The following is a 15,903-nucleotide window of genomic DNA, read 5'->3' on the forward strand; positions in this document are numbered from 1 at the left end:
CATTCGGCCTGCAACCTCGCTCATGGGAGTCAGAAGCGGCAGGCCGCCGCCAGTCAGTTGAATCGTTTCGTAGGCTATCCCTGTGACATTCGCCGCGACGAGCGCCTTCGCCAGCAGCGGAGCAGCTGCAAGATGCAAGTAGGTGAACAGCATAAGCCCCGGGCGGAAATAATCATACTCTTGCGGCAGCGGCTCTTTTACCTTCATAATCATATCCGCTTCATCCCACACTTGCTTCGCCTTCCCGGCCAATTCAGCACCGGCTGCCCGGTATTCATCATCGGTAAAACCGCTGCCTTCCCCTGCACCGCGCTCGACGATGACACGATGGCCCCCGGCCTTCAGCATACTTGCCCCCGCAGGTGTCAGTGCAACACGGAATTCGCTATTCTTAATTTCCTTCGGCACTCCTACACGCATGCTCCCACTCCTTCGTATCATACTTTCCTGGCTTCAACCGTCTAGCCGCTGAACCTGCTGCCGTTGCCGAATGCGCGAATATCTATCTTTGAATTGTATTATGCAACAGCGGCCTCCGTCAGTCCTATTCGATACGTTTCGCTCCAGCCTGCAAAAATATGTGCATCAAGCGGCACCCGTCCATACCCGTATCGAGACGCCTACCATACTATAGATGTAATCGCATGCTTATAGATTACTTTATGCACCGACCGAAGGAGAGACGTCAACTTGGCCAAAATGCGCTTGGAAAAGCTGTTCGGACAATGCGTCCGTACATCCGCCGCCAAACATACTACCAGGCACCTCATCGGTTTTCGCGGTCAACGCTCTTATACGCGTCTTATCCGATTATTGCAGCGCAAAGGCATCAAGCCCGTCAAAGCGCTGCGTTCGAGCCGCGTCATCTGCTGCTACGTCGATTCCAGAAGGCTGAAGAGTAAAGTTCGCACAGCATCGGACGTTGCCGGCATTAAATTTATTGAGAAAGACGCTCGTGTACGCGCACACGCCCTTGCGCCCAAAGGCCGAACGGGCCGCGTACGGAGCGCAGTCGCATACCCGGACAATGCGCCTTGGAACGTGTGCCGCGTACAAGCGCCCGACGCATGGACGCGTACGGAAGGCAGCGGAGTCCGCGTCGCCGTCATCGACACAGGCATTGCGAAGCATCACAACCTGTCTATCGCTGGCGGTATCAATACGATAGGCGGCAGCACTTATTATGACGATAACGGCCACGGCACACATGTCGCTGGCATTATCGCGGCAACCGGAAGCAACGGGATGCAAACCGGCATCGCACCGAAAGCAAGCTTATTCGCCGTCAAGGCACTTGACAAAGAAGGTCTTGGCTATATTTCCGACATTGTTCAAGGCATCAACTGGTGCATCAACAACGATATCCAAGTGATTAATATGAGTTTCGGCCTAATGCCGGGCGAACAAAGCGCAGCACTTCAAGAAGCGATTCAGAAGGCGCATAAGAAAGGGATCGTCATCGTCGCATCGGCGGGCAACAGCGGTGCGGACAGCGGATCAATCGACGAACCGGCCAGCTTCTCTGAAACAATAGCCGTAGCCTCATCTACGCGCAATGACGAGATCTCATCCTTCAGCAGCAGAGGCAAAGGGATCGATATTACGGCGCCTGGCTCACTCATCCGCTCTACAATCTTAAATAACGGTTATCAATATATGTCAGGCACAAGCATGGCTTGCCCGCATGTAGCAGGCGGGGCAGCGCTGCTGCTTGCCACGGAATCTTCACTATCGCCTGCAGAGGTGTCTGCGAAGTTGAAATCTTGGACGAAAAGCTTGTCAGGTTATAGCCAACTTGAACAAGGTTCGGGACTCATGCAGCTAGCCGAGATCGGTTCGATCGACAACACTGCCGCCGCTGTTAACCGGCCGGGAACTGCCAAGCGCAGACCCCGCAGAACGGTCAAAAAACGGAAAGCGAAAGCGTAAGGTCCGGTTGACAACTATTGGGATTGATCATACATCGACATACGTCGCAATGCCGGTTCCTAAGCCTATTAAAGCGCAGCGACATCAAAAGGGCTGTCCTCGCCAATCGGCATAAGGACAGCCCTGCTCGTTATTATTCATCTTGTTATTGCGTACTTCCGGATTGAACCGTCTCGATGCCTGCCGCTTCGTTCTTCTCCTGGCAGCGGCGGCATACGCCTTGAAAATCGAGCCGATGATCGACGACAATAAATCCGAACTCCTGTTCAAGCCGCTCTTCGAGCGGACCGAGCCAATCATCCATAATCTCATCCATCGATCCGCACTGTACACAGATGAGATGATGATGATGATGCTGGTTGCTATCCGTTCGCAGGTCATACCTGGCTACGCCGTCTCCGAAATTCATCTTCTCGACGACATGCATCTCGCTAAGCAGCTCTAGTGTCCGATATACGGTAGCCAGACCGATCTCGGGAGCCTTCTCCTTGACGAGCATGAACACGTCTTCCGCACTTAGATGATCTTCCTCGTTCTCCAGCAGCACCCGTACGGTCGCTTCTCGCTGCGGGGTTAACTTGTAGCCCTGCGATTGCAGCTGCTGTTTTATTTTATCGATCCGGGCTTCCATGGTTTCCCCCCTCGCACACGTTTTGCGCCCATTGCCGGAACATTTGACTTCATTATAGGGGTTAAGCGCAAATAAAGTCAAACGATTTGCACGGTTGGAGTTTCACGGATAATAGGTGAAATTCAAACGGTGTGCACCGCTTGACACATGCTCAGTATTGGCATATTTCAAACGGTGTGCACGGTTGGAGTGCCGCTAGGAGCCGCTAATCATTGGTGCCGCCCAACGCATTAATGCAGGCGAAATATAGGCTTCGACTAGGGAAGCAGCCGTTACGGCAACCAGCATCAGCGTCAGCATGAGACATAACGACATGAACGCCGGCATCAGTCTCCCTTTGCCTTGCAGCAGCCGGTACCGGATGACATACAACGCGAACGTAACAGCCGCTACGCTCGCAATCATAAAGGCGGGGACGACGATCAAGTTCGGCGGGACGACGGAAGCAAGCGAGAACACGATGCCCTTCCAGCCGTGCTCGCTGACGACAGTGCCGATGGCGAAGCCGACCAATGCCCCTTTCAAGAAATCGAGCGCCAAGACGAACGGCAGTCCGACAACTGTCATGCCGAGCACGCCGATCAGCAAGATCCATTTGGCATAAAAGAAAAACCGCGCCCAGAACGTCGCTGCTTCGTCCGGGAACATGCCCGCTTCCATCGACCGGATAAACCGGTTCAGATCGCCTGATAAATCCTGCTGCTGTTCAAGCGTCAGAGCATGAACGGATAGTGCGCCGAACACGACCCCGACTGCAAACAGCACACCGACGAACACATAAAGCATCATAGAATCCGTCGTCCGTCGTTTCAATAATGTCGCATTCACGAGTGTCACCTCTTGTCCCATAGCGTTTCATAGCTACTTTATGAGTGGACAAGACGGCATATGCTTGCACCCCAAGTTATATAGCAGCAAAAGTCTATAGCTCGCCTGTCAGCTTGTACAACCGCCATGCATACACGGCCATAATCGTCTTCGCGTCGCTAATGCGCTCCTCTTCGATATAGGCTAGCGCTTGCTCCAGCGTAATCGCGTCCACCCGCAAATATTCATCCTCATCCGGATTGACTTGCCCGGACGTCAGCCCTTCTGCCAAGTACAAATATAACTTCTCGTCGGCAAAGCCCGGCGACGTATAGAATGCGCTGATCGGCTTTAGCGATTCCGCTTTATAGCCGGTCTCCTCTTCTAGCTCGCGCGCGGCGCAGACGATCGGGTCCTCTCCTGCGTCCAGCTTCCCTGCCGGAATTTCGATTTGGAACTTGTCCATCGGCTTCCGGTATTGCTCTACGACGAGCATACGGTCATCCAATAGAGCGAGAACAGCCGCTGCCCCTGGATGTCTGACAATTTCCCTGGTCGCCGTTTTGCCGTCCGGCAATGCGATCGTATCGACCTGAAGTGTTATGACTTTCCCTTGAAATATAGGCTCCGTGCTGAGCGTACGCTCCTGCCATTGATCCGGTAGTTGATTGCTCATTTCTCTCGTTCTCCCTTCGGTTCGGCAGGCTGTCATAAGGAATAGCCTGTCCGCATATGTATCATTATACCAAATCGGTTCAAGCGGAAGGGGCGTTCGGAATGAAATCCTATTATGCGAATGAAAGCTTCAGAATGGTCGGCAAAGCGTGGGAAATACGCCGCATGCTGGAGGCGATGACTCGCCGAAGCGACGAACCAACCTCGCTTGCCGAATATTTGAAACGGCGCAATCCGAAACGGTAATCCTGCAATGGTAACGATATGCCTTCAGTGAATAGATGATGAAACAGTTCCTTGGAATGGCGGGATTATTCTCTCCTTACGAAGGACTGTTTTTTTTTGATCGAGATGGACATGCGATTTATGATTGATATGAAATAATACATGTTTGTTTAATGGACTGCCTTCCTCAACATTAGGGTGATCGAAAGTTTTAATGAAGCTCATGCCGAGTTTGATCATGACGTTTTTCGAAGGGGCATTAACATCGGCCGTAAAACTGTATACGTCCCTTAGCCCCAATTTGTTAAATCCATATTGCAAACATGCTTCTGCCCCCTCCGTTGCATACCCCTTTCCCCAAGCCTCTTGTTTCAGCCGCCATCCAATTTCGATGCACGGTGTAAAATCAGCCTCGAACGTTGCCCGATGAAATCCGATAAACCCTATAAACGCTTTGCTTTCTTTTACTTCTACGGCATACAACCCAAACCCGCATTCTTTGAACTCGGATACAATCGATTTATAGAATGCATTTGTTTCTTCGGTTGATAAGGTTTTAGGAAAATACGCCATCACCTCTTCGTCCGCATTCAGTCGGCGAAATGGCTCTAAGTCCGTTTCTTCCCAATCGCGTAATCGCAATCTCGGTGTCTCCATATAGATCATGCTATGCCTCCTTGATGAGGATATAAAAAAAGTTGTCCCGAAGTCTATTGATGATGACTTGAGACAACCTTTATTTGATAGCCGAACGCCGCTGAATCGTGTTACTTCCGATTCGCCGCTTGCTTAATCAGTTCTACGACGAGCTCCGCAGTCTTCACCAGATCGTCCGCTTTAATCTGCTCTTTCGTCGTGTGGATATACTCATAACCGACAGCCAGATTAACCGTAGCAACGCCCATGCCGTTGAATACATTCGCATCGCTGCCGCCGCCGGAGTGGAACGTGCGCGGCTTCAAACCGAGCGCCTGTATAGCCGTCTTCGCAAGCTCGACCACTTCATCGCCGTCACCGTAATTAAACGCCGGATAAATGATCTCGCTCTCGAATTCCGCGCGAGCGCCGAACTCGGAGGCTGCCGATTCAACTGCTGCGCGCATCGCGTCCACTTGCTTATCCAGCTTGTGCTGCACGATACTGCGCGCCTCTGCGTCCAACTTGACATAGTCGCACACGATGTTCGTTGCCCCGCCGCCTTCGAAGCGTCCGATGTTCGCCGTCGTTTCCTCGTCGATCCGGCCAAGCGGCATTCTAGCGACAGCCTTGGAAGCCACTTGAATCGCGCTGATGCCGTCTTCCGGATTGACGCCCGCATGAGCAGACTTGCCATGAAGCTTGATCGTTACGCGAGCTTGGGTTGGCGCAGCAACCGCAATATCGCCGATGGCCCCGTTGGAGTCAAGGGCGTAGCCGATCGACGCCTTCAACTTGGTGCGATCCATTGCGCGGGAGCCCAGTAGTCCGGATTCCTCTCCGACCGTAATGACGAATTGAATCGGGCCATGCGCAATTTGCTGCTCCTGCAGCACACGGATCGCCTCGAACATCGCTGCAAGGCCCGCTTTGTCGTCCGCTCCGAGAATCGTCGTCCCGTCCGATCGAATATACCCGTCAGCATCCAACTGCGGTTTAATGCCGTTACCCGGCGTTACCGTATCCATATGGGAAGTGAACAAGAGAGCCGGAGCATTCGAGCCGTCTGTCGCTGCGAGCATCGCGAACAAATTGTTCGCACCATGTCCGGTCTTGGCAGCTGCGTCATCCTCTTCAATCGTTAAGCCAAGGGCAGTGAACTTTTGCTTCAACACTTCACTTATTCGCCCTTCGTTGCGAGTCTCGCTGTCTACTTGGACAAGTTCCATAAATTCTTGGATTAGCCGATTGCGCTCAATCATATGTGCAATCCCTCCGTTTCATTGTCGTTCTTCATCGCTCGTCATATCTATAGATGCTCTTTCTCTGGTATCTATGATAGGATATAGAGAAGAACGGTTCAACCTCAGTTCATAATCATAAAGGAGTGTTACCGGATGTACACCAACCGTATTGTCAAAATCGTCGTCTGGCTTATGCTCGCCGCGATGCTCCTGTCAGTTATCGTCTCCGGCATCAGCTGGATGTTCTAACCTCTCGGATGTCGTCAGCTCATAGCCGAACCGGCGGCAGAAATGTGGCAGAAGCTCTGCCGCCGCCTGTTCAGGCTCCATCCCGATCCCCGTTAAATCCTCGAATGACGTAACGCCATATTGCGAAATGCCGCAAGGAACAATGCCCTGGAAGCCTTCCGAACCGATACCCGCCTTCAAGTTCAGTGCGAAGCCGTGGCTCGTAACAAAGCCTCTCCGGCTGCGCGCTTTGTTGAATTTTACGCCGATAGCGGCGATTTTCAGATCACCGACCCATACGCCCGTATACTCGTCTTTACGGCCTCCGACGATCCCGTACTGCGCAAGCCAATCGATAATCACTTGCTCGAGATCGCGCAAATAACCGTGCAAGTCCAAATTCGCCGCTTCCAAGTAAAGCAACGGATAGCCAACCAACTGGCCAGGCCCATGATACGTAATGTCCCCGCCGCGGTCGATTTCAAACACGGCAATGCCGCGATTCTTTAATTGTTCCTCATCCAACAGCAAATGCTCCGGATGCCGGTCTGTTCCAAGCGTGTACGTCGGCGAATGCTGAAGAAGGAGCAGCGTCTCGCAACGCTCCTCCTTATCAATTTCTTTCACGTATGCTTTTTGCAGATCCCAAGCTTCCGCATAGCCGATTAGCGGGATGTATCGTGCGTCCAGCGCCCGACTCGTCTGTTCAATCTTCGCCATCGTTCAATGCCTCGTTTCGTTATCCGCCTTGCGGTATTAATACAGCTTCGTCTCGATCGAGAAGCTTTCCAAATTTTCTTTGACTCGCTGCAGGAACCTTCCGCAGATGACGCCGTCAAGAATCCGGTGGTCGAGCGACAAGCACATATTCGCCATCGAACGGACGCCGATCATATCGTTGATTACGACAGGACGTTTGACAATCGATTCGAATGTCAGATTGACCGCTTGCGGGTATACGATTGTCGGATACGACAGAATCGAACCGAATGAGCCGGTGTTGTTCACCGTCAGCGTGCCGCCAGTCATGTCGTTCAATGTCAGCTTGCCTTCACGTCCGCGGCGTGCCAAATCGTCGATCTCGCGCGCGAGTCCGGCGATATTCTTCTGGTCGGCATTCTTGATGACCGGCGTCGCAACCGAATCTTCCGTACCAACCGCAAGCGAGATGTTAATGTCCCGCTTCACGATAATTTTGTCTGTCGCCCAAGTCGAGTTGATGATCGGATAGTCTTTGACGGCATTGACGACGGCCTTCAGCACGAATGCCAAATACGTCAGATTGACGCCTTCCCGTTTCTTGAACTCGTCCTTCAGCTTGTTGCGAAGCTGAACGAGATTCGTAACGTCGACTTCGATCATCATCCAAGCGTGCGGAATTTCCGTTACGCTTTGTTTCACGTTGCGGGCAATCGCATTGCGTATCGGAGTAATGTCGATAAAATATTCGCCGCGGCCCGGAATTTCCGATTCCACTTCGATCTGCGGAATACGCGGCGTCTCTGATAGATGCAGACCGGTCGTTCGAACCGGCGATTGCTCAGCCTTAGCAGGTGCAACCGGTACTGCGGATGGTGCCGCTGTCTGGCTGCCGGATGCATAGGCAAGCACATCCTTGCGCGTAATGCGGCCGCCGAGGCCTGTTCCGCGAACAGCGCTCAGATCGACACCTTGCTCCGCTGCGATCCGCTGCACAGCCGGTGAATAACGATGGCGCATATCGCCCTCGAATTCTGGCTCCACTGCCGCAGGGGTTGCCGCTGCCGCAGCTTGTTGAGAACCGTACACCGGAAGCGCTGCTCCAACTGGCTCTGCCGCAGCTAGTGCCGCTTCTGCCGGCTGGTCAGCTTCGCCTTCTGTCTCGATGATACAGATTGGCGTTCCGACTGGCACTTCTTCGCCGTTGCCGACTAGAATTTGCACCAGCTTGCCGTTAACGGTCGAAGGAATTTCCGCATTTACTTTATTCGTTATAATTTCACAGATCGGTTCATACATGCCGATCGAATCGCCTGGCTGCTTCAGCCACCTGTCGATCGTCGCCGATACGAGCGATTCCGCTAGCTTCGGCATAACGACTTCAGTCAACGATTTCATGGCTTCTCATCTCCCAACTGCCCCGCCGCTCTTGTACGCTATTCTTAGTACAAGGCTAACTGCCGCATGGCCTCTTTCACTTTTTGTTTATTGAGCATAAAGAATTTCTCGCCAGGAGGATTGATCGGCATGGCAGGTACGTCCGGCCCGCATACGCGCATAATCGGCGCATCCAGCTCATACAGCAGTTCTTCGCCGATAATAGCTGCAACTTCGGCGCCAATGCCGCCTGTCTTGTTATCTTCATGAACGATCATCACTTTGCCCGTACGGCGAACCGCTTCCACGATCGCTTCTTTGTCCAGCGGCTGCAGCGTCCGCAGGTCGAGAATATGGGCGCTGATGCCCTCTTCCTCTTGCAGCTCGGCTGCTGCTTCCATTGCAAAGTGAAGCGGCAAGGAATACGAGATGACCGTAATATCGCTGCCTTCACGAAGGACGTTCGCTTTGCCGATCTCGACAACATAATCGGTCTCAGGAACATCACCCGTAATAAGCGTGTAGCATTTCTTATTCTCGAAGAACAATACCGGATCCGGATCACGAACGGCTGCTTTGAGCAAACCCTTCGCATCATACGGAGTGAACGGTGCAACGATCTTCAGACCAGGCGTTCCGAAGAATACCGATTCCGGACACTGCGAATGGTACAATCCGCCGAAGATACCGCCGCCGATCGGAGCCCGGATGACAATCGGACAGTTCCAGTCGTTATTGGAACGATAGCGGATTTTCGCCGCTTCGCTAATAATTTGGTTGGCTGCCGGGAACATGAAGTCCGAATATTGCATCTCGGCAATCGGCCTCATCCCGACCATCGCTGCGCCAATTGCGACGCCAGCAATTGCGGACTCTGACAACGGCGTATCGAGCACGCGGTGCTCGCCGAACTGTTGCTGAAGCCCTTTCGTCGTCGTGAAGACGCCGCCCTTGAGACCTACGTCCTCGCCGAGAACGAATACGTTCTCATCCCGCTCCAGCTCTTCTTTCATTGCAAGTCGGAGCGCATCAATATATTCCATTACCGGCATCGTTATCGGCTCCCTTCTGCATCGCCGTCATAAACGTGCAGCAGCGAGCTCTCCGGCGTCGGGAAAGGCGCTTTGTCTGCGTAAGTCGTCGCATCGTCTAGCATTCCGCGGACTTCCACAAGGAACTGTTCCTCTTGTTCATCCGACCAGATGCCAGCCTCGATCAAGTATTGCTTATATTTCGGGATACCGTCCTTCGCACGGTTCTCCTCGACCTCTTCTTTTGTGCGGTAAGCCAAATCGTTGTCGGACGTCGAGTGCGGCGATAATCTGTACATCATCGCTTCGATCAACGTCGGACCATCTCCGCTTATTGCCCGCTCGCGCGCTTCCTTCACTACCCGATAGACTTCGAGCGGATCGTTGCCGTCAACGCGGAAGCCAGGGAAGCCATAGCCGGCCGCTCGGTCAACGATACGGCCTCCAAGTTGCTTATGTGCCGGGACGGAAATCGCATACTGATTGTTCTCGCACATAATGATGACCGGAAGCTTATGTACACCTGCAAAATTGCAGCCCTCGTGAAAATCGCCTTGATTGCTTGAGCCTTCGCCGAACGTGACTAAGCTGACGATTGGCTGCTTCTTCATCTTAGCTGCCAGCGCGATTCCAACGGCATGCGGCACTTGCGTCGTAACCGGGCTCGAACCCGTTACGATGCGCAGCCGCTTGCTGCCGAAGTGGCCCGGCATCTGGCGGCCGCCGCTGTTCGGATCTTCTGCTTTCGCGAAGACGGACAGCATCAGCTCGCGCACCGTCATACCGACGCTTAACACTAAGCCGTAATCCCGGTAATAAGGCAAATAGTAATCATTCTGGCGATCAAGCGCGAATCCTGCCGCAACCTGCGCAGTCTCTTGTCCGATCCCCGAAACGTGGAAATTGATTTTACCCGCTCGCTGCAGCAGAAGAACCCGCTCATCGAATTTACGAGCGAGCAGCATAACGCGGTACATATCGATCGCCTGCTCATCCGTCAGTCCGACCTCATGATGGCGTGCCGTAATCGGTTTAGATTCCATCTCATTCATGCAGCTAACCCTCCTTTTCGATCGTGGCGTATGCATAGCGTAGTCTTAACTTTATGGTTTAGGATTAGTTATTAAAACCTGGTACTAATACTAGATCATATTCATTATAACCGTTCTGCTGTAAAAAGGGAAACGACAACTATAAAGAATTGCTTCTCTAGTCATCGCCGATTCCCTGCCGTATTAATTTATAAGTTAACCGGTTGCAGCGAATGTGAATCTAGAATGCGACCGACATTCCGTCGAGCGCAAGCATCGCCTCGCCAAGCGCTTCGGACAACGTCGGATGAGGATGAATCGATTGTCCGATTTCCCAAGGTGTCGCATCGAGCAGCTGCGCAAGCGACGCTTCTGCGATGAGATCGGTCGCATGCAGACCAACAATATGAACACCAATAATGTCATTCGACTGTTTGTCGGCGATTACTTTCACGAAACCGTCTGTTTCGCCAGCAACAATCGCCTTGCCGATCGCTTGGAACGGCAGCTTAGCGGTTCGTACGTCGAGCCCCTTCTCCTTGGCTTGGCGTTCCGTCAAGCCAACGGATGCAATCTCCGGTCGGGAGTATACGCATCTCGGTATACGGTGAGCCTCCACCGGCTCCGGCTTGCCGCCGTTCAAATGACCGACTGCCGACAGTCCTTCATGCGCAGCCGCATGCGCAAGTTGAACACCGCCAATGACGTCGCCGATTGCATAGATATGACGCTCATTCGTCTGGTAGTTTGCATTCACCGCAATGCACCCGTTCGATTCGGTGCGAATATCGGTATTTTCAAGTCCGAGACCTTCCGTGTTCGGTACGCGCCCTACGCTGACCATCATGCAGGATGCTTCTAGCTGCAGCTCGCCGCCCGCCGTTGCAGCAGCGATCGTAACGCCTTCGCTTCCGTCTGCATACGTATCCGGACGTATGGTCGCACTCGTATGGATCGTTACTCCCCGCTTGCGGAGCAGCCGAGTCAGTTCTTTCGATACGTCTTCGTCCTCCGTCGGCAGCAGCCGGTCCGCCGCTTCCGCTATCGTGACATGAACGCCGAAATCATTCAACAGCGATGCCCACTCTACCCCTATAACACCGCCGCCTACAATAAGGATCGACGCCGGCAGTTTCTCCAACTGCAGGATATCATCACTCGTCAAAATAAGCTTGCCGTCCGCTTCCAATCCCGGAATCTGACGAGGACGAGAGCCTGTCGCAATGATGAGATGCTTCGATACGACCGATTCCATCTCCCCGTCCGGCAGCTCGACCGCTACCGTTCCGCTTCGAGGGGAGAATATGGACGGGCCGATAATGCGTCCTTTACCCTTCACGATCGTAATGCCATGCTTCAGCATCAGCGATTGCAACCCTTTGTATAACTGGTCGACCGTCTGCTCTTTGCGCTGCTGGACGCGATCGAAGTTAACGGAAACCGCATCATCCGCAATGTCAATGCCATAAGAAGCTGCCTTCAGCAGCGTTGCGTAAACTTCGGCGCTGCGAAGCAGCGATTTGCTAGGTATGCATCCTTTATGTAAACAAGTTCCCCCGAGCTTGTCCATTTCAATAATTGCGGTCCGTTTGCCAAGCTGGGCAGCGCGAATCGCTGCTGTATAGCCGCCCGGTCCGCCCCCAAGAACGGCTACATCCACTTCAATTGCCATAGTTCTTACACCCTCTCCTGGTCTCCCGATATGCCGGAAATCCTGCTCGATTGCAGCAGATCTATCCAACCTCTGCTTCTATTGTACCTTTTTTTCTTCACAGAAAACATGCTTCCTACAAAATAGACAGCATAAATGTAGTACGGTATGATAGAACATATGCGCGGCCCGCTTTCGTCTTACGTTATGCACCACCCAACGGTCGCATTCGAATCATTCATATAGTGAGGGGAATTGTATCACATGAAAGCACAACCCGGCGTCGTCACTGCCCGCTTCATCGCCATTCTCATTCTAGTCATTCCCGGAATCGCGGCAACGTACGGCTTCCTTCGGATGAAGGATGCCTTGTTCGATTATTTTATTGCATTCGGCGATGACGAAGTGACGCCTTCGTTCGCATGGCTCACCTTTATTGGCGGCTTCATCTTATTCGCAATTGGTATCGCTTTTATCGGAGGCTGGATTTTCTTCCGCGACCGCAAGCATAACTATGTTGCGCCGCGGTTTCGCAAGAAGCGTCCGCGTCCGCCGAAGCCGACAACACGTCCCGGCCAATAACGGATTTGATCAACGATGCAACATTAGAAGGGGTTGTCCTGCAGGTCACTAATTGACCGCTGGGCAACCCCTTCTTCCTTTCATTGCTCTAAACAGCTGCCCCTGGCTTCATAGCCGGCTGGACCATTGCCCGCTGCTTGCGGGAGCGTCTATAGTACATCAATTCGTACATGACCGGAACGACGACAAGCGTTAGAAGCGTCGAGCTTGTTAAACCGCCGATGACTACGACGGCTAGACCGCTTGATATGATGCTTCCGCCGCCCATACCGATCGCAAGCGGCGACAACGCACAGATTGTTGCAATAGCGGTCATCAGAATCGGACGCAAACGTGTACCGCCTGCTTCGATCAGAGCCTCACGGATTCCAAGTCCATGCTCGATCTGCTGCTGAACGCGTTCGACAAGCACGATAGCGTTCGTTACCACGATGCCGATCAGCATCAAGAAGCCAATCATGCTTGAGACGGATAATGGATCGCCGCTGACGAGCGTTCCGACCAACCCGCCGATCAAGGCGAACGGCAAGGAGAACAGAACGGCAAGCGGCGCCCTTCCTTCACGGAATGTAACAACCATTACGATATAAACCATACCTACGGCAATTAGCATGGCCATAAGCATTTCGCTGATCATCTGCTGCACTTCAGTGTTAGAGCCGCCGATTGAATAGGTTGTGCCTGCCGGCAGATCGAGCTGATCCAATTTGTTCTTTATGGCTTTGTTCACCTTGTTGGCATTCTTATCCGTTATTTTCCCCAAAACAGAAGCGTATTCCGAACCGTTCTTCTGCTGAATCGTGCTCGGCAGTTGAACTTCGCGGACATCTGCGATATCGCTGACTTTAATTATGCGGCCGTCAGGTGCAGGCAACAGCAGTTGCCCAATGGCATCTGTTGATGCAAGAGATGCTCCGCCAAGCGTCACATATAATTCATTCGTTGCTTCGCCATCCGCAATACGTCCTGCCTTCGTTTCGCTCAAATACGGACGGAGCAGCGATGATGCTTGCGCGGCAGACAATCCGTTGGCGGCAGCATCATCTTGACGCACTTCGATGGCGATGCCTTTCGTACCATCCCGTAAATTGTTGCTGATGTTATCTAAACCTTCGATACCGGCAACGGCTTCAGTGACTTGTTCTGTAGCTTCACGGACGTCATCTGCCGTGCGGCCGGATACCGTTACTTCAACCGCGCCGCCTCCTTCGCCGTTCCCCTTGAACATCATAAATTCGCTGCCTTCTGGAACCGGTACTGACGATTCCAGCTCCTCCACGACTTGATCACGATTCGCCTTAGAATCCATAATAATAAACCATTCCGATAAATTCGTATCGTTGCTGCCCAAATAACCTCCGCCTATTGTAACAGTAGAATTCGTTACTTCTGAATGCTGACGGATCACCGCGTCGATCTGGTCTGTCTGCGATTTAAGCGCGTTAATGTCAGTGCCTCTAGGCATTCGAAAATCAGCGATGACGTATTTATACTCGCTCTGCGGAAGCAGCACGACATTGATCGCTCCAGCTGCTATAGGAACAATGCTCGCAAAAAAGAGCAGAACAGCAAAAATAAGCACAACAGCCTTGTGAGCCAACGACCAATGCAGCACGCGTTTGTATATACGGCTCATTGCCGAATCGCCTGTCAGCTCCTTGCTGCTTCTGCGCATCAGAGCCCATGCCATCAACGGTACGACGGTAAGTGCGACCAGCAATGAAGACAACAGTGCGAATACAACCGTCAGAGCAAACGGGCGGAAAAACTCTCCGACAATGCCCGAAAGCAGACCAAGCGGCGCAAATACAGCAACCGTCGTAATCGTCGAGGATGCGATCGCCCGGCTAACTTCAGCTGTACTAGTGAGAATTAACTCTTTCGTTACCTTCATGCCTTTGAACCGGCGGCCGAAATTTTCGATTACGACGATACTGTCATCTACGACGCGTCCGGTCGCGACCGCAAGACCGCCAAGTGTCATGATATTGAGCGTCACATTCGTGAAGGCATGTAAACAAATAAGAGCAATCAAGATCGACAACGGAATCGATACGATAGCGATCAATGTAGCACGAACGCTGCGGAGGAAGAACAAGATCAGCACCGAAGCGAACAAAGCGCCAAGTGCTCCTTCTCTCGCTAGCGAGTTAACCGAATTTTTAATATCCGTAGCGCTATCGTACATTATTAAAGCTTGAACGCCACTATCCTGCTGTGCTTCGTCATAAGCTTCTCTGACTTGTTTCACAACTTCAACGGTATTGGCACTGCTGCTTTTTTTAATATTAAGTGTGATACTAGGTTTTCCATTCGTGATGCTGATGACCCCTTGCTCTCCCGATGAGGCAATCTCTGCGATATCGGCAAGCGTCGATTTATTCGATGGAGTCAGCCTCCATTGCTTAAGCTGTTCGATGGACCGAAGACTGCCTTGTACAAATACAGGCAGCTTCGATTGCTGCATCGTCGTCTCTCCGAGCGGGATGTTCAGATTGTTCGCCTGCAATGCCGTAAGCACTTGATCAAAAGTAATGCCGAGCGAATTCATTTTACCAGCATCTAATCGTATGTATACGCCATCATCTTTGAGTCCGAACGACTGAACCTCGCTTACTCCTTCAATCGATTGCAATGTTGGCAGAAGCAAGCGGCTGACGTATTGATTCAACTCTTCTTCCGACATTCCATTCGCTGACGATACAGCGGAATATAGGATCGGATCGCTAGAGGTCGATTGATAAGAAACGGAAGGCTTTTCTGCTTCAGCCGGAAGTACAATGCCCTCCAACGCTTTTTCGACTTCATCCTGCTTGTCTTTCATGTTGTCGTTATAGCTGAATTCAAGCATGAGCTGCGACACACTATTAGCAGATTGGGAGGTGACGTTTTTCACGCCATTAACGTTGCGAAGCACCTTTTCCAGCGGAAAAGTAACCTGGTCCAATACTTCGTTCGGAGCTGCCCCTGGGTATACGACAGATACAATTATGCCCGGTATTGCAACCTCAGGCAGTTGTTCCTGCTTAAATGTCGTAGCAGAGTACACCCCTCCAACGGCAATCAACAACACCAATAATACGATCGCCACCGGGTTGCGTATCGAAAAATGTGTAATCCATTTCATTCTCCATCTCTCCATTCACTTGTCATTGCT

At 52.3% G+C, this 15,903-nt stretch carries 14 protein-coding genes and 2 pseudogenes; 4 read left to right on the plus strand and 12 right to left on the minus strand.

The genetic code is table 11. The annotated features are described in order from the left end of the window. Window positions 1-420: pseudogene (locus tag PKO01S_RS23125) on the minus strand (alanine dehydrogenase); the annotation flags it as partial. Window positions 421-699: 279 nt separating this feature from the next. Between PKO01S_RS23125 and PKO01S_RS23130 the strand changes: the two are divergent. Beyond that, window positions 700-1,929: a S8 family peptidase gene (locus PKO01S_RS23130; RefSeq protein WP_246070697.1), complete on the plus strand. Its 1,230-nt coding sequence runs from the start codon at window positions 700-702 to the stop codon at window positions 1,927-1,929. 145 nt (window positions 1,930-2,074) lie between these two features. Here PKO01S_RS23130 and fur read toward each other — a convergent pair whose 3' ends face one another. From fur to PKO01S_RS23145, 3 genes are all read right to left on the minus strand, one after another. Continuing rightward, the gene (gene fur, locus PKO01S_RS23135) at window positions 2,075-2,560 is read right to left on the minus strand and encodes a ferric iron uptake transcriptional regulator (RefSeq protein WP_127533816.1); all 486 of its coding nucleotides are present in this window, start codon (window positions 2,558-2,560) and stop codon (window positions 2,075-2,077) included. Between the two features lie 195 nt (window positions 2,561-2,755). Continuing rightward, window positions 2,756-3,388, minus strand: coding sequence for a stage II sporulation protein M (gene spoIIM / locus PKO01S_RS23140; protein ID WP_246070696.1), 633 nt, complete (start codon window positions 3,386-3,388; stop codon window positions 2,756-2,758). Window positions 3,389-3,482: 94 nt separating this feature from the next. Then, window positions 3,483-4,043: an NUDIX domain-containing protein gene (locus PKO01S_RS23145; protein WP_127533818.1), complete on the minus strand. Its 561-nt coding sequence runs from the start codon at window positions 4,041-4,043 to the stop codon at window positions 3,483-3,485. A gap of 101 nt (window positions 4,044-4,144) precedes the next feature. Here PKO01S_RS23145 and mciZ point away from each other — a divergent pair, with 101 nt between their 5' ends. Continuing rightward, window positions 4,145-4,288 (plus strand): Z-ring formation inhibitor MciZ, encoded by a 144-nt coding sequence (gene mciZ, locus PKO01S_RS23150; protein ID WP_164779720.1) that lies wholly within the window; start codon window positions 4,145-4,147, stop codon window positions 4,286-4,288. 132 nt (window positions 4,289-4,420) lie between these two features. Here mciZ and PKO01S_RS23155 read toward each other — a convergent pair. Continuing rightward, a pseudogene (locus PKO01S_RS23155) lies at window positions 4,421-4,933 on the minus strand (GNAT family N-acetyltransferase); the annotation flags it as partial. A gap of 101 nt (window positions 4,934-5,034) precedes the next feature. Further along, the gene (locus PKO01S_RS23160; RefSeq protein ID WP_127533821.1) at window positions 5,035-6,165 is read right to left on the minus strand and encodes a M20/M25/M40 family metallo-hydrolase; all 1,131 of its coding nucleotides are present in this window, start codon (window positions 6,163-6,165) and stop codon (window positions 5,035-5,037) included. 135 nt (window positions 6,166-6,300) lie between these two features. Here PKO01S_RS23160 and prli42 point away from each other — a divergent pair, with 135 nt between their 5' ends. Then, window positions 6,301-6,396, plus strand: a complete 96-nt coding sequence (gene prli42, locus PKO01S_RS23165) for a stressosome-associated protein Prli42 (protein WP_127533822.1) — start codon at window positions 6,301-6,303, stop codon at window positions 6,394-6,396. Here prli42 and lipB read toward each other — a convergent pair. The 5 genes from lipB to lpdA all read right to left on the minus strand — a co-directional run bounded on the left by lipB (window position 6,361) and on the right by lpdA (window position 12,185). After that, entirely contained in the window at window positions 6,361-7,095 is a 735-nt protein-coding gene (gene lipB / locus PKO01S_RS23170; RefSeq protein ID WP_127533823.1) for a lipoyl(octanoyl) transferase LipB, read from the minus strand. The genes prli42 and lipB overlap by 36 nt on opposite strands. Window positions 7,096-7,131: 36 nt before the next feature. Next, complete coding sequence (locus PKO01S_RS23175) at window positions 7,132-8,472, minus strand: dihydrolipoamide acetyltransferase family protein (protein WP_127533824.1); 1,341 nt, start codon at window positions 8,470-8,472, stop codon at window positions 7,132-7,134. Window positions 8,473-8,516: 44 nt separating this feature from the next. Beyond that, window positions 8,517-9,503, minus strand: coding sequence for an alpha-ketoacid dehydrogenase subunit beta (locus tag PKO01S_RS23180; protein ID WP_127533825.1), 987 nt, complete (start codon window positions 9,501-9,503; stop codon window positions 8,517-8,519). 2 nt (window positions 9,504-9,505) lie between these two features. Beyond that, window positions 9,506-10,534, minus strand: a complete 1,029-nt coding sequence (locus tag PKO01S_RS23185) for a thiamine pyrophosphate-dependent dehydrogenase E1 component subunit alpha (RefSeq protein ID WP_127533826.1) — start codon at window positions 10,532-10,534, stop codon at window positions 9,506-9,508. A gap of 220 nt (window positions 10,535-10,754) precedes the next feature. Then, window positions 10,755-12,185 (minus strand): dihydrolipoyl dehydrogenase, encoded by a 1,431-nt coding sequence (gene lpdA / locus PKO01S_RS23190; RefSeq protein WP_127533827.1) that lies wholly within the window; start codon window positions 12,183-12,185, stop codon window positions 10,755-10,757. Window positions 12,186-12,428: 243 nt separating this feature from the next. Here lpdA and PKO01S_RS23195 point away from each other — a divergent pair, with 243 nt between their 5' ends. Continuing rightward, a complete protein-coding gene (locus tag PKO01S_RS23195) occupies window positions 12,429-12,746 on the plus strand; it encodes a DUF2627 domain-containing protein (protein ID WP_127533828.1) in 318 nt (105 codons plus the stop codon). 88 nt (window positions 12,747-12,834) lie between these two features. On the opposite strand, the gene PKO01S_RS23200 is transcribed toward PKO01S_RS23195, so the two are convergent. After that, window positions 12,835-15,873, minus strand: coding sequence for an efflux RND transporter permease subunit (locus tag PKO01S_RS23200; RefSeq protein ID WP_127533829.1), 3,039 nt, complete (start codon window positions 15,871-15,873; stop codon window positions 12,835-12,837). Between the last annotated feature and the right edge of the window lie 30 nt (window positions 15,874-15,903).

The organism is Paenibacillus kobensis NBRC 15729, assembly GCF_004000825.1.
Lineage (GTDB): Bacteria > Bacillota > Bacilli > Paenibacillales > Paenibacillaceae > Paenibacillus_T > Paenibacillus_T kobensis.